Source organism: Paenibacillus sp. FSL R10-2199 (assembly GCF_038000235.1).
In the GTDB taxonomy this organism is placed as follows: Bacteria; Bacillota; Bacilli; order Paenibacillales; family Paenibacillaceae; genus Paenibacillus_AQ; species Paenibacillus_AQ phytohabitans.
This window is the reverse complement of record NZ_JBBOBO010000001.1, coordinates 6,173,243-6,187,027: the sequence shown is the minus strand read 5'-3', so window position 1 is coordinate 6,187,027 and position 13,785 is coordinate 6,173,243. Positions and strand designations below refer to the sequence as shown.

Sequence of the window (13,785 nt, the reverse complement as noted above, 5' to 3'; positions counted from 1 at the left end):
ACGGGTGATCGTCTAATTTACAGCTATTCCATTTGCACAAATGAACTCAGCTCTTGCAGCAGCCTGTTGAACCTGGAATGATCAAGCTCGAAATATTTAATGTTGCCAACCTTCTCCTCAACGATCAGACCGGCTTGCTTCAATATTTCCAAATGATGCGAGATTGTCGCAGTCGTTAAATCGAGTGTGTTCGCAAGCCTTGCCCCGTACTCCTTGTGCTGATGCAGAATTCGCAGAATCATAATGCGGTTACGGTCGGATAATGCCTTCAGCTGCTTCTCCAGCTCCAGGCTCCGCTCCAGGGTATTCAATGGAGTGTTATAACAGCCATAAATAACGATGCAGGTATGATTATCGAATATCCGGATATGACGGGGAGTCAGGAAATAGGAAGGGATGAAGTAGAACGTCTGATAGTTACTGACTCTGCGAAACGATTTTTCCATCAGCTTTTGCGCCAAGTGAAGCGGCTCCAGCCCGAAAGCCTGGGCTTCTTGGATGGCAGCTTCATATAAACCTTGCTTAGTGTTCAGGTGCTCCTGAAAGACAGCCGAGGTTGTTATCTCCTGCAGCAAGAGATTGATGGATACACGAATCGGCTTTATATCAGTGAACATGACCTTTATAAATTCCGGCTTATCGCCAAACATGGAGGCCGGATTAAGGCCAAAATCAGCAGTTGTATCCGGATGGAGCAAAGCTTCAGCAATCTGCTGCTGTGGCACTTCCCCGCCAAAAATATAGAATAGATAAGACTCGTCAGACAGCCCGGAAATTTCATCCAGGAATAAAGCCATATCATTGAAATGGGGAAACGGAATAAAAAACTCATACAGGTACATGAAATCCCAACGGCTGCTTATTCTCCAGTTAGTAATAAAGGCAATGGCCTCAGCAGATAACGCTTGATGCAACAGCTCATGCTCATGCTGTGCATAGGAATGCTGGTCAGCCTCGGTATAACTTGATAATAATGCAATAGCTTCCGCTACAGAAGAGATTGTATGTATAACTGTCTTAGTAATGCTGTTCTCACTCTGTTCGAGCGCCAATGGACATCCCCCTTTACTCTCATTTCAACATAAGAGATGAAACTTCTTTTGTCAAATTGCTGGTGCGCGCTTATATCTTGACAGCAACAATTCAAACATGATAACTTTACGGTAGATTAATAAAGGCAATGTAACCTAAGGGTTCAACCTCGCTGAGAAGTGGGGTTGGGCCCTTTTTGCATTGGCGGACCAGAGGAGGATTCATATGCGGAGAACAGAATTGCTGCTGCAGCGGCTGGACGAAATCGGCAAGTCACTGGAGCGTACGGGCGATGCTCTATTATTATTAGGTGTTGGTTCCGTTGGGGTCGAGACGGCACGGATGGATGAGTACTCAGATTTGGATTTCTTCGTTATTGTGAAGCCGGGAGTGACCCGGAGATATATCGACCGGTTGGATTGGCTCGAAGCCATACAGCCTCTTGCCTATGCTTTCAAGAATTCGGACCTTGGATATAAGGTGTTGTTCGAGGATGGGATTTTCGCGGAATATGCTGTATTCGAGGAATCGGAGCTGGCGGACGCCGCTTACACGGAGGGCCGGGTGATATGGAAGAACCCCCTGTATGCCAATACGGCAATCGCCAGACCTTTAAGACCCCTCCCTTCTCCGAAGGAGGATTCCCTGGACTTTCCTTTGAACGAAGCCTTAACCAATCTATACGTAGGCCTCGGACGTTATGCAAGAGGTGAGCGTCTATCCGCTACGCGGTTTATTCAGGGATATGCTATTGACAGGATTCTGTCTGTACTCCATCTGCTGGAGGACGAGGTTGATTATTATCCCGACCCGTTTGGAAATGAAAGACGGCTGGAGAAGAGATACCCCCGTTTTGCAGAGATTATCGGCGGGATGATTCAGGGATACGATCATGTGCCCGAATCGGCACTATGCATTCTGGATTTCTTGGAAGAGGTGTATCCGGTCAATCCAAGGTTAAGTGATGAGATCAGGCGGTTGGCCAAGCTAATGTAAAGTAACGGACTTGCTTCCTGTTATGGGAAAGAAAGGTTCTTGAATTTCTTTCCCGAAATGCAGCCGGGGTGGAATTTGTGGTATCTTATTTCCGTCCAAAGAAATAAACGATTAAATGAAAAGGGATGATTTCCGTAGACCAGGAACTTGTGGCGGCTCTTGCCACCGAATTTAGGAACTCGCTCAAGGTGCTTAACGCGGTCGGAGATGAGACCCGGCAGGCCATCCTGATGGCCTTGCTTCAAGGGCCGCAGAATCCCGGTATGCGTGTAGGTGAGATAAGGGTGGAAACCCACTTATCCCGTCCGGCCGTTTCGCATCATCTGAAAATCCTGAAAGAGGCACAGATTATTAGCGTCCGGAAAGTAGGAACACGTAACTATTATCGTCTGGACACCGGAAGCAAGCTGATGTTGTTGAAAAGCTTAGTAAGCGAATTGGAGAAGGCCCTTGCACAATGTGACAGGTAATCATCGGAGCCGTAATCCGGAAGAGGAAGGGAGGGGACCGTCAATGAATCAGACAGTTCAAGCGGTGAACGGAGTAAACATTCCCCAACTGGGGTTTGGCCTGTATAAGATCAAGAATGGGGAAGCCTTTGAGCAGACGGTAGAGAATGCTATCCGGAGCGGGTACCGCCATTTCGATACAGCGAAAATATACGGTAATGAAGCGGCACTGGGCCGGGTCATCCTGCACAGCGGCATTGACCGTGAGGAGTTCTTCATTACCTCCAAAGCCTGGACGACGGATCTTGGGTATCATGCGACGAGAAAGGCGTTCGAGCAGACTTGCCGGAAGCTGAACGTAACGTATCTCGATATGTATCTGATACATTTCGCAGGCCCTCATTATGTTGAGGCCTGGAAGGCGATGGAGGAGCTGTACGATGAAGGCAGGATCAAAGTCATAGGTGTTGCCAATTTCGGTATCCGGCATCTGGAGCAGCTCAAGAAGAACGCCCGGATCCTGCCGATGGTGAATCAGATCGAAACTCATCCGGAGTTCCAACAGAACGAATTGTATGACTATATGGTTCAGAACCGGATTCTTCATGAGGCGTGGGGGCCGCTCGGGCAGGGAAGCAAGGTGCTGCTGGAGCATCCGGAGCTGACAGCCATCGCTCATGCTCACCGCAAGTCGGTTGCGCAGGTCATTTTGCGCTGGCATCTGGAGCGGGGGAGTATTGTTATCCCTAAGTCGTCCAATCCGCAGAGGATCCAAGAGAATAGCGAAATTTATGACTTTGCACTGAATCGGGAGGAAATGGAACGAATCCGGAGGTTGGACACGGGGAAGAGATATTCCGTAAACCCGGCAGGTCTTATGGTTAATCCGGTGTACGTGACATTCATGAAGCTATTCATTCCAAGGTGACTCCGCATATAGACAATGCGCATAGAGAAGAGGCCAGCCCGCGAGGGGGTGGGCCTGGAATTTCCCGTGAATTACCCGTAATGATGTATTGCGGCAGCCGTATCTTAAGCAGTCAAGGTGCTTTCGTTCTCTCCGCCAGTGAAGCAATCGACTCCATGTCCTGATCGGTTAACTGACTCAGGAAATGCCTGCGTATTGCCTTGGAGACTACAGGAAGGGCTGCCTCCAGGGCGGATCGGCCGGCAGAAGTAATGATGATTTGTACACCCCGGTCTGTGTCCAGCGGTTTTCTTAGTACGAGACCCCGTTTCTCCATCCGCGTCAGATGATGGGATAACCGGCTTTTATCCCAGTCCATAGAGTCAGCCAGCTCCTGTTGGCGAAGCTTGCCCTCCCCGAATTGTACTAACCGGTCTAATACTCCGAAATCGCCCTCGGATAGCCCGGTATGCTCAGACATCTCTTTCACAACCCGGCCGAAGATACGTTTGAAGGAGCCTTTCCACATATTCCATAATTGCATTTCATCTTCGTTTAATTCGCTCATATTGTCCATAGAAGGATCATAGCACGGTTGACGTATCAACCACAAGATGCTATTGTATGTTTGTTGGTTGATACGTCAACCTAAAGATTCATAAACATATAGGAGTGTGACTATTCAATGGAATATGTGAAGCTTGGACGAAGCGGCTTGGATGTATCGAAGTTAAGTCTTGGAACCATGAGCTTCGGGGTACCTGAACGCGGCAATACCCCGTGGTCGTTGAATGAAGAGAACAGCAGACCGATTATTAAAAGAGCAATCGAATTAGGCATTAATTTTTTCAGTACTGCTAATATGTATTCCGATGGTACCAGTGAAGAGATTCTCGGAAGGGCCATAAAGGATTTTGTCCGCCGGGACGAAGCGGTGATTGCCACGAAGGTGTTCGTACCGATGCGTAAGGGTCCCAATGCAATGGGGCTTTCCCGTAAAACCATAATGACCGAAATTGATAACAGTCTACGACGGCTTGGAACAGACTACATTGACCTGTATCAGATTCACCGCTATGATCCGAATACGCCGATTGAGGAGACGATGGAGGCTCTCCATGACTTAGTAAAGGCTGGCAAGGTTAGGTACCTTGGAGCATCCTCCATGCTGGCATGGCAGTTTGCGAAGGCGCAGTCCACCGCAGAGCGAAACGGCTGGACAAGGTTTATTGCTATGGAGAACAGACTTAACCTGCTCTACCGGGAAGAAGAAAGGGAAATGCTCCCGCTATGTAAAGATCAGGGGGTAGGGATCACACCTTATCTGCCTCTGGCTGCGGGCCGGTTAACCCGGGATTGGGATCAGCTCACTGAACGATCAGAGAAAGACCAGATAGCCAAGGCGATGTTCACCGGAACGGAGGAAGCGGACCGCAAGGTTGCCCAGAGAGTTGCTGAGGTTGCTGCGAACCGTGGGCTTCCGCGCGCACAGATTGCGCTTGCCTGGCTGCTGCATAAGGAGGAGGTTACAGCTCCGGTCATCGGGTCTACCAGGATCGGCCAGCTTGAAGATTCGGTTTCGGCATTGTCTGTTCAATTGACACCTGAAGAAATCACAAGCCTGGAAGAACTTTATATCCCTCATCCATTCATCTAAACAGCCTGAAGTTTTAATTAAAATGTGATTCCCGCTATATTTGCAAGAAGAAGGGCGCCGGAGCTGCGCCCTTTTTTCCTGTTTGTAACATTTTTAACGCGACAGCTCTGCAAAAGCATGTTATTCTATAATCAATTACCGACAGACAGTCGGTCGGTACAACTTAAGGAGAACTAAACTATGAGAATTGTAAAAGAAGCCGAAATACGCAGAAATGAAATTCTTGACGCAGCGGAAGAGCTTTTCGGCCAGAAGGGCTTTGACGGAACCAGCACGGGCGATATTCTGGGCAAGGTCGGGATTGCACGGGGGACGCTATATTATCACTTCAAGTCCAAGGAGGATATTATGGATGCGCTGATTGAACGGACGAATGCCAATATTCTGGGGGCTGCGCAGCACATTGCCGCTGACAAGAGCATACCTGTCATTGACCGGATTCTCCGCGTGGTTATGGCATTGAACATTAGCGGCGGAAACGGAAGCAGCACGGAAATCATGGAGCATATTCACAAGCCGCAGAACGCGCTTATGCATCAGAAGATTCAAAAAGCGATCATCAGCGGTGTTCCGCCGATCCTGACACCGATTATCTGCGAAGGCATTGAGCAGGGAATATTCAACACCCAGTACCCCTATGAATGTATGGAAATGGTTGTGATCTATGCGAACACGATTTTTGATGATGACATGGTTGAAATGACGGATGAGGTACGCATGTCACGGGTACTGGCGTTTATTTCGAATGTAGAAAGGCTGCTCGGGGCCGAAAGCGGAAGTCTGATGAGCGTAATGCAGATGTTCGGTAACGGAGAGGAAGCCAGAGATGAAGACGGCGAATAGATCCGGCAAAGGGTTCAGTAAATTTCTGCTGCTCTGGTCAGGGCAGCTGATTTCAGCAATAGGAAGCGGGCTTACCTCGTTCGGGCTGGGGATTTATATTTTTCAGCAGACCGGTCAGGCATCCGCCATGGCACTGGTAACTTTGCTGGCGTTTATGCCTTCGCTGCTGTTGAGTCCGCTAGCGGGGGTGCTGGCGGACCGCTATGACCGCAGGCTGCTGATGGTACTGGGCGACAGTCTTTCCGCAACAGGACTTATTTTCATTCTAATCTGTTTACTGAACGGAGAAGCGCAGCTGTGGCAGATTTGTATAGGAGTGACTATTAGCTCGGCGTTCTCCTCGCTGCTTGATCCGGCTTACAAGGCTACGGTTACGGATCTGCTCAGCGAGGAGCAATACACGAAGGCTAGCGGTTTTGTTCAGGTGGCCGGTTCGGCCAAATATCTGATTTCGCCTGTCATCGCCGGATTTCTGCTCGTTGTTTCAGATGTGAAGCTGCTGCTGGTCATCGACATCTGCACATTTTTCGTAACTGTTGCTGTAACACTTGCTGTACGCAGCGGTCTTTCCCCGAAGAGCTCCGGGCAGGCACAACCCTTTATCCGTGAATTCAAAGACGGCTGGAGAGCTGTTTCCGGTAACCGGGGCGTGCTCGTGCTTGTGGTTATGACCTCTGTAATGACATTTTTTATTGGTTTCATTGAGACCCTGTCCATGCCGATGATCCTGACTTTTTCGGACAGTGCGGTATTAGGGACGCTTGAGACTATTATTGCTTCGGGGATGCTTGTGTCGAGTGTGATCATAGGAATGCTGCCGATGAAGAAGGGTTTTGTCAAAATCCTGTCAGTGTCGCTCTTTTGCTCGGGAATAAGTATGGCGGCTTTCGGACTCCGTGAGAATATTGTGCTGCTTGGCATTTCAGGATTTCTCTTTTTTGCCATGCTGCCATTCACGAACACAGCCCTGGATTATCTGGTTCGCACCAACATCGATAATTCCGTTCAGGGAAGAGCCTGGTCACTGATTGGACTGGTGTCACAACTGGGGTTTGTCGCCGCTTATACGCTATCCGGTGTGCTGGCTGATTATGTGTTCACTCCATTGCTGGTTACAGGCGGAGTGCTTGCAGGCAGTGTGGGGAAGGTCATCGGCACAGGCAGCGGACGGGGCATGGGACTGCTTATTATTATCGCAGGGCTGCTGTTAAGCTTAGCCTCGCTCATCATTTATCATTTGAAATCAATTAGAAGCCTTGAGAACAGAGGTGACATATGTACTACCGAATAATCCGGAATGATATTCTCAAAAGCAAGGGGATTACCCTGACCACGATGATATTTGTGGCTGCCGCAGCAATGCTGGTTTCTCTGTCTGCGATACTGGTCGTTAATCTGTCCGGGGCCATTGATACGCTCATGAAGCAGGCCGGTACACCGCATTTCATGCAGATGCATTCCGGTGAACTGGATAAGCCGCGGTTTACCGCCTTTGCCGAGCAGAACAGCAAGGTTGACGAATTTCAGGTGCTCGATTTCCTCAATGTTGAAGGTACGAGGATTGTGATTGACGGCCAATCGCTTGCGGACAGCGTTCAGGATAACGGCTTCAGCACGCAAAGCGGGAAATTTGATTATCTGCTGGACCTGGACGGGAACGTGATAACGGCAGCCGACGGTGAGGTCTATGTTCCGGTTACCTATATGAAGGACGGCTCAGCAAAGGTTGGGAGTTCGCTCGCAGTGGCCGGCAAGACTCTCACTGTAGCAGGTTTTTTGCGTGATTCACAGATGAATTCGCTGCTTGCCTCGTCCAAGAGATTCCTCGTCAGCGAGCATGATTATGCAGAAATTAAGGATTCAGGAAGCACAGAATATCTGATTGAGTTCAGACTCAAGGACTTGTCCATGCTTGGCGCATTTGAATCAGATTACACTGCAGCTGGTCTTGAAGCCAACGGACCGACCCTAACCTATCCGCTATTCAAAATGCTTAATGCCATATCCGACGGACTCATGATTGCGGTCATCCTCCTGGCAAGCGTGCTGGTGGTTGTTATTGCATTTATGTGTATACGCTTTACGCTCCTAGCAACCATAGAAAGTGATTACCGCGAGATCGGTGTGATGAAAGCCATCGGATTACGTGTATCTGACCTGAAGAAAATCTATCTTGCGAAATACGCAGGTGTGGCGGCGCTGGGCAGTATTCTCGGATTCGCGCTTTCGTTCGTATTCAGAGGTCTGCTGCTTGAGAATATCAGGTTATACATGGGGGAGAGTGAGAACTCTGCGCTTGCCTTAGGCTGCGGGGGCATTGGTGTTCTGCTTGTATTCCTTGCGGTTACCGCTTATGTGAATAGGGTGCTTACACGCTTCCGGAAGATTTCCCCCGCAGAAGCCATCCGCTTCGGTACTTCCCAGGAACAACCGGCGGGCTCGAAGCGTTTCAATCTGAGCGGGAACCGGCTGCTGAATACGAATGTTTTTCTAGGCGTCAAGGATGTCCTGTCGAGGAAAAGTCTATACGGCACAATGCTCGCTGTACTCGTGATCTCTGCATTTATTATGATTGTTCCCCAGAACCTCTACAACACGATTGCCTCCAAAAGCTTCATCACCTACATGGGAATCGGGGACAGTGATCTGCGCCTGGATATTCAGCAGACCGGTAATATTGCCGGGAAGGCGGCAGAGATTGCACAGGCTATGGAGCAGGATGCAGCCATCTCCCGCTATGCAGTGCTGACAACGCAGGCTCTCAAGGTAAAGCTGGAGGATGGATCGGAGGAACGGTTAAAGGTTGAGCTTGGCGATCATTCGATCTTCCCGGTGGCTTATTCCCAGGGAAACAGACCGGCTGCGGAGCATGAAATTGCCCTCTCCGCTGTGAATGCGGATGAACTGGGTAAAAAGACCGGAGATGCTCTTAGCCTGATGATCGACGGGGAGGCCAGGGAGCTCACGGTAAGCGGCATTTATTCGGATGTGACCAATGGCGGGAAAACAGCCAAAGCGGTGTTCACTACGAGATCGGCTGAGGTTATGTGGTCCGTTATTTATGCGGAGCTTGCAGATCCGTCGCTAACCGGCAGCAAGGTAACCGAATATGCGGACCGCTTCAATTATGCGAAGGTGTCGGGCATTGATGAATATGTTACACAGACCTTCGGCTCTACCATCAGCTCAGTCGGTAAGGCCTCCCGGGTAGCCATTACCGTGATGCTGTTCATCAATGTACTGATAACGCTGTTGTTTATGCGGATGCTTGTGGCCAAGGACCGGCATTCCATTGCCGTCATGAAGTCACTCGGGTTTACAAATTCGGATCTGACTGTACAGTATTTCTCACGTTCGGTATTCGTGCTGCTTATCGGGATGGTTCTCGGCACACTGCTGGCAAACACGCTCGGGCAGGTACTTGCGGGGGTGCTGATTTCCTCGTTTGGAGCTTCATCGTTCAAGTTCGTAATCAATCCGCTATCGGCGTATGTGTTATGCCCGCTGATGATGGCAGGCTCAGTGCTGATCGCCACAATTATTGGTACAGCAGGAACAGGGCGAATTCAAATATCCGGGAATATTAAGGAGTAGGTTATGGAGATGAAGAAGATGATTACCGGTATAAATATAACCAAACATTACGGCACCGGTGATGACAAGCGTAATGTTCTGGACGGAGTGTCTATCGAAATTAAAGAAGGGGAGTTCGTGTCGGTTATGGGACCTTCGGGCTCTGGCAAGTCGACGCTGATGTTTGCGCTGAGCGGAATGGAGCGGATTGACGGCGGACGGGTTACCTTTGACGGCAGGGATCTGGGGACACTTGCGGAGAATGAGCTTGCTGACCTGCGCAGAACGGGAATGGGCTTTGTGTTTCAGCAGCCGACACTAATGAAGAACTTGAACATCCTGGATAATATTATCCTTCCGTCCATGCGTGACAACAGGCGCAACGCAGCAGGGATTACAGAGAAAGCAAGACAGCTTATGCAGAAGGTGGGAATCGCGGAGCTGGCGCAGCGGGATATTACGCAGGCCTCTGGAGGGCAGCTTCAGCGTGCAGGGATATGCCGCGCATTGATGAGCAGCCCGGGCATTATTTTTGCTGACGAGCCGACCGGTGCGCTTAACCAGGCAGCGGCTCAGGGCATAATGAACCTGCTGTCTGAAATTAACGCGGAAGGTACTGCGGTCATGCTGGTCACTCATGATGCAACCATTGCTGCGAGGACGGAGCGGATTATGTTCATGTGTGACGGCAGAATCGTCAGCGAGATGCGTCTGCCGAAAGATAGCGGCAAGGACATAGAGGGCCGGGTGGAGATGATTACGGCTAAGATGCGGGAGATCGGGATTTAACGATTGCAAATGAACGATTAGGGAGGGCTGGACGTATTATATTTATTTGCAGACACCAATGAAGAGGTGAGAGAACATGCTGACGATTAAACATTTTACGAAGAGCTATAAGGGCGGGAAGAAGGCGGTAGATGACTTAAGCTTAGTGGTCGAGCGGGGCGATATCTATGGCTTCATCGGACACAACGGGGCGGGCAAAACAACGACCATCCGCGCTGTAGTCGGTGTTCTTGATTTTGAAGAAGGGGAAATAGAAATTGATGGAATCTCCATTAAAAAAGATCCGGTAGCCTGCAAGGCGAATATTGCCTATATTCCGGATAACCCCGATCTGTACGATCATCTTACCGGCATTCAGTATTTGAATTTCATCGGCGATCTATTTCGAGTATCCAAGGCCAACCGTGAGCGGCTTATTCAAAAATACAGCGATGCCTTTCAGCTTACGGCTAATCTGGGCGATATGATCTCCTCGTATTCTCACGGGATGAAGCAGAAGCTTGCGATTATCTCTGCGCTTATTCATGAGCCGAAGCTGCTGGTGCTGGATGAACCTTTTGTAGGCCTGGATCCCAAAGCTGCGCATACGCTGAAAACCATCATGGCTGAGCTATGCAGCAGCGGCGGGGCGATCTTCTTCTCGACGCATGTGCTGGATACGGCAGAGAAGATTTGTAATAAGATCGCGATCATTAAGGCAGGCCAGCTCATTGCTCATGGCAGCACTGAAGAGGTGAAGGGCAAGAACAGCCTTGAGGAAGTATTCATGGAGCTGATCGACAATGATTAATATCTGGAGATTGACGAAGCTGCAGCTGATGTCCACCTTCGGCCTGAATAAAGCGCTGCATACGAAAGACCCTGCAGAGAGACGCAAGGCGCTGCTGCTCAGCATAACGATTATGGCCGGTGTGCTTATGATTGGGGCGTTTTCCTTCAGCTACAGCTTCATGATGGCGATGGCATTTGAAGAGCTGGGGCGGATGGATCTGCTGCTGGCGATTATGATGGCCGTTACCTCGATTGTCGGGTTCTTCACCACGGTCTATAAGGCAAGCGGGGTATTATTCAGCTATAAGGATTATGATATGATCATGTCGCTGCCAGTGAAGACGAGTCATGTGGTGGCGAGCCGTGTGCTTCAGCTGTATGTGATGAATCTGTTTTTTACACTGCTGGTTATGCTGCCTGCGGGTGCGGTGTATGCGATACAAGTGAATCCGGGAGTGCTGTTTTATCTGTTCTTTCTAATAACGCTCTTGTTCATCACCTTGCTGCCGATTATAGCGGCAACGATCATTGGCGCACTCATCAGCTGGGTGTCTTCGAGATTTAGAGCAAGCAAGATGATTAGTGTAGTGTTCACTTTCGCCGTCCTTATTCTCTTCATGCTGGGTTCATTTAATCTGGATGGAGACCAGCAGGAGCTTGCTGATATGGGGGCAGGGCTGGGTGATGCGATCTTTAAGCTGTATCCCCTGGCGTCCGTGTATGTCGATGCGGTCTGCTCGTACCAAGTAAGTTCACTGATCTTCTTCATTGCCCTGTCTGTCCTTGCATTTGTACTCTTCTCCGCCGTGCTGGCAACCCGGTACAAAGCCATTCATACAGGCCTTATGACCAGCCGCTCAGGCAGCAAATATACCATGAAGCCGCTGCAGGCGAATTCTGCTTTTAAGGCGTTGTATCTCAAAGAGCTGCGCCGCTATTTCAGCTCAGCCAATTATGTGCTGAACACAGGCATCGGTATGGTTCTATTGCTGGTTATGTCGGTTTCCTTATTGTTCGTCAGCTCAGAGAAGCTTGGGGTCGTGCTCGACATTCCGCAACTATCGGAGTATTTGAGCACGCTGAGTCCGCTTGTGGTTTCTTTATTTGTGGTTCTGAGCTGCACTACGGCGAGTTCGATTTCGCTTGAAGGGAATCATTTGTGGATTTTACAAAGCTCGCCCGTCTCTAAACCCGCCATTATACTCAGCAAAGTAGCTGTGAATCTCACCATTACGCTACCGGTCATTGCCGTGAGCTGGGTGCTGCTTATCTATACACTGCGGACCGGATGGATGGAAAGTATATTAATGCTTGTGATCCCGGTGATCTACGCTTGTTATTCTGCCATGCTGGGCGTTATTGTGAACCTGAAGCTGCCTAAGCTGGACTGGACAAGTGAGGTAACAGCGATCAAGCAGAGCGCAGCGGTGCTGGTATCGATGATTCTGGGGTTCATCAGTCTGGTTGTTCCGGCCGCGCTGTTCATGCTGCTTCGTTCGGTGAATGGAAATCTCATCTTGCTGGGCTACGGTGTTATTATGGCAGCGGTCTGCGCCGGGATGTACAGATATATACGGATTAGCGGGGAACGGTTGTTTCTGAGGTTGTAGCCATTGTTGTCTTGAGCAGGATCAACGTGAGCACTTGGGTGGACGCTGCGCGAACGGACTGTTGTTCCAATCGCTGTTGTCCCCAGATTTTATTGATTCTCCTTAGCGGTGAAAATCCGGGGACAAAGGCGACCGCTGCCGCTTTTCCACAATCATTCCGTCCTCTCCGCTGTTTAAGCGGGAAACGATTTTATACAAAAGAAACCACTCTTAAAGTAGGATTAAACCTTTTAAAGAAGTGGTTTCTTTGTGCTGTCTATGACAATAGCTCACCAAGACTAAACGGAATGCTATAGTACTCTATTAAGGTTTGGTGCCGCAGGCCATAAAAAATAGCATCATCGCATGCGCATCCGGGGAACGGTCGAATTGTTCATAGGCTCTGTTCAATTCCTCATATTCGTATTCCGTAATGATCCCTTTCTTATAGAACCCGGTGAACCGGTTAATATCAAATTGACGTTTGAAGCCTTCTATACCATGCAGATCGCTATGCTGGAGGATGGCATCCATATCTACATCTGTATAGCCGGAGCCGGATAACAGGCGCGGCAGGCTTCGGCCGATATTGCGGTTACCGCCTCTTGAAGCCTGCTGCTGGACCAGCTTTTGGATAATAGCAGGCATAATCCCGATTTCAGGCTCGATTGCCCCGAAGACACCGTCGTCCACATCAATAATGACCAATTTGCCGCCTGGTTTGAGGACACGTCTAAGCTCTGCTGCTGCCTGCTGCGGGTTATGTAGATGAAGAAAGATTAAACGGGCAATAACAAAATCGTATTGATTGTCGGGCAGTCCAGTCTCATACACCGAAGCATGGGCGAAGGTAAGCCGTGATTCGGGGATGTGGCTTAACCTGAGCTTAGCCTCTTCTAGTAAAGCATCATCGATATCAAGGGCTGTGATTTCACTGTGCGGGAAATGCTCCAGCAATTGGGCGGTAACGAATCCCGGACCTGCACCGGCCTCCAGAACCTTCATCCCGTCTGCCAATCCGAATTGCTGCAAGGTGCGGTACTCTTTGTTCCAGCCCATCGAAGCCTGTTCCTGCAGGCGCAGCAGTTCTGATTCTGCCCCGTTACTGACATTCTGGAAATTATACGTGGAGTTACGTACGTTCATAGCTATTGCCTCCCAACCGGCTATTTGTAAAAG

General features: G+C 49.7%; 13 protein-coding genes. 10 read left to right on the top strand and 3 right to left on the bottom strand.

From position 1 onward, the window contains the following. Positions 1 to 23 precede the first annotated feature (23 nt). A complete protein-coding gene (locus NYE33_RS27310; protein WP_052421809.1) occupies positions 24 to 1,052 on the bottom strand; it encodes an ArsR/SmtB family transcription factor in 1,029 nt (342 codons plus the stop codon). A gap of 205 nt (positions 1,053 to 1,257) precedes the next feature. Between NYE33_RS27310 and NYE33_RS27305 the strand changes: the two genes are divergently transcribed. From NYE33_RS27305 to NYE33_RS27295, 3 genes are all read left to right on the top strand, one after another. Continuing rightward, positions 1,258 to 2,028: a hypothetical protein gene (locus tag NYE33_RS27305; protein WP_042136014.1), complete on the top strand. Its 771-nt coding sequence runs from the start codon at positions 1,258 to 1,260 to the stop codon at positions 2,026 to 2,028. A 125-nt stretch (positions 2,029 to 2,153) separates the two neighbouring features. Further along, positions 2,154 to 2,498 (top strand): ArsR/SmtB family transcription factor, encoded by a 345-nt coding sequence (locus tag NYE33_RS27300; protein ID WP_042136016.1) that lies wholly within the window; start codon positions 2,154 to 2,156, stop codon positions 2,496 to 2,498. 43 nt (positions 2,499 to 2,541) lie between these two features. Beyond that, positions 2,542 to 3,405, top strand: a complete 864-nt coding sequence (locus NYE33_RS27295) for an aldo/keto reductase (protein WP_042136018.1) — start codon at positions 2,542 to 2,544, stop codon at positions 3,403 to 3,405. 112 nt (positions 3,406 to 3,517) lie between these two features. On the opposite strand, the gene NYE33_RS27290 is transcribed toward NYE33_RS27295, so the two are convergent. After that, complete coding sequence (locus tag NYE33_RS27290) at positions 3,518 to 3,952, bottom strand: MarR family winged helix-turn-helix transcriptional regulator (protein WP_341068364.1); 435 nt, start codon at positions 3,950 to 3,952, stop codon at positions 3,518 to 3,520. A gap of 117 nt (positions 3,953 to 4,069) precedes the next feature. Between NYE33_RS27290 and NYE33_RS27285 the strand changes: the two genes are divergently transcribed. The 7 genes from NYE33_RS27285 (at position 4,070) to NYE33_RS27255 (ending at position 12,627) form a co-directional block, all read left to right on the top strand. Continuing rightward, entirely contained in the window at positions 4,070 to 5,041 is a 972-nt protein-coding gene (locus NYE33_RS27285; RefSeq protein ID WP_042136022.1) for an aldo/keto reductase, read from the top strand. A gap of 180 nt (positions 5,042 to 5,221) precedes the next feature. Continuing rightward, positions 5,222 to 5,884: a TetR/AcrR family transcriptional regulator gene (locus NYE33_RS27280; RefSeq protein WP_042136024.1), complete on the top strand. Its 663-nt coding sequence runs from the start codon at positions 5,222 to 5,224 to the stop codon at positions 5,882 to 5,884. Further along, positions 5,868 to 7,175: an MFS transporter gene (locus NYE33_RS27275; protein ID WP_042136026.1), complete on the top strand. Its 1,308-nt coding sequence runs from the start codon at positions 5,868 to 5,870 to the stop codon at positions 7,173 to 7,175. Before NYE33_RS27280 ends, NYE33_RS27275 begins: the two co-directional genes overlap by 17 nt. Next, positions 7,160 to 9,478, top strand: a complete 2,319-nt coding sequence (locus tag NYE33_RS27270) for an ABC transporter permease (RefSeq protein WP_336101598.1) — start codon at positions 7,160 to 7,162, stop codon at positions 9,476 to 9,478. Before NYE33_RS27275 ends, NYE33_RS27270 begins: the two co-directional genes overlap by 16 nt. A 9-nt stretch (positions 9,479 to 9,487) precedes the next feature. Further along, entirely contained in the window at positions 9,488 to 10,246 is a 759-nt protein-coding gene (locus tag NYE33_RS27265; RefSeq protein ID WP_336101609.1) for an ABC transporter ATP-binding protein, read from the top strand. Between the two features lie 76 nt (positions 10,247 to 10,322). Continuing rightward, positions 10,323 to 11,036, top strand: coding sequence for an ABC transporter ATP-binding protein (locus tag NYE33_RS27260; protein WP_039308926.1), 714 nt, complete (start codon positions 10,323 to 10,325; stop codon positions 11,034 to 11,036). Beyond that, positions 11,029 to 12,627 carry a hypothetical protein gene (locus NYE33_RS27255; RefSeq protein WP_341068361.1) on the top strand — a complete coding sequence of 533 codons (1,599 nt, stop codon included), beginning with the start codon at positions 11,029 to 11,031 and terminating at the stop codon, positions 12,625 to 12,627. The genes NYE33_RS27260 and NYE33_RS27255 overlap by 8 nt, the downstream gene beginning before the upstream one ends. Positions 12,628 to 12,930: 303 nt before the next feature. On the opposite strand, the gene NYE33_RS27250 is transcribed toward NYE33_RS27255, so the two are convergent. Then, on the bottom strand, positions 12,931 to 13,752 hold the full coding sequence (locus NYE33_RS27250) for a class I SAM-dependent methyltransferase (RefSeq protein ID WP_341068359.1): 822 nt from the start codon (positions 13,750 to 13,752) through the stop codon (positions 12,931 to 12,933). Between the last annotated feature and the right edge of the window lie 33 nt (positions 13,753 to 13,785).

Coding starts and splice junctions, on each gene's coding strand:
- NYE33_RS27305 (WP_042136014.1), top strand. CDS start 1,258: ATGCGGAGAACAGAATTGCTGCTGCAGCGGCTGGACGAAATCGGCAAG.
- NYE33_RS27300 (WP_042136016.1), top strand. CDS start 2,154: ATGATTTCCGTAGACCAGGAACTTGTGGCGGCTCTTGCCACCGAATTT.
- NYE33_RS27295 (WP_042136018.1), top strand. CDS start 2,542: ATGAATCAGACAGTTCAAGCGGTGAACGGAGTAAACATTCCCCAACTG.
- NYE33_RS27290 (WP_341068364.1), bottom strand. CDS start 3,952: ATGAGCGAATTAAACGAAGATGAAATGCAATTATGGAATATGTGGAAA.
- NYE33_RS27285 (WP_042136022.1), top strand. CDS start 4,070: ATGGAATATGTGAAGCTTGGACGAAGCGGCTTGGATGTATCGAAGTTA.
- NYE33_RS27280 (WP_042136024.1), top strand. CDS start 5,222: ATGAGAATTGTAAAAGAAGCCGAAATACGCAGAAATGAAATTCTTGAC.
- NYE33_RS27275 (WP_042136026.1), top strand. CDS start 5,868: ATGAAGACGGCGAATAGATCCGGCAAAGGGTTCAGTAAATTTCTGCTG.
- NYE33_RS27270 (WP_336101598.1), top strand. CDS start 7,160: ATGTACTACCGAATAATCCGGAATGATATTCTCAAAAGCAAGGGGATT.
- NYE33_RS27265 (WP_336101609.1), top strand. CDS start 9,488: ATGAAGAAGATGATTACCGGTATAAATATAACCAAACATTACGGCACC.
- NYE33_RS27260 (WP_039308926.1), top strand. CDS start 10,323: ATGCTGACGATTAAACATTTTACGAAGAGCTATAAGGGCGGGAAGAAG.
- NYE33_RS27255 (WP_341068361.1), top strand. CDS start 11,029: ATGATTAATATCTGGAGATTGACGAAGCTGCAGCTGATGTCCACCTTC.
- NYE33_RS27250 (WP_341068359.1), bottom strand. CDS start 13,752: ATGAACGTACGTAACTCCACGTATAATTTCCAGAATGTCAGTAACGGG.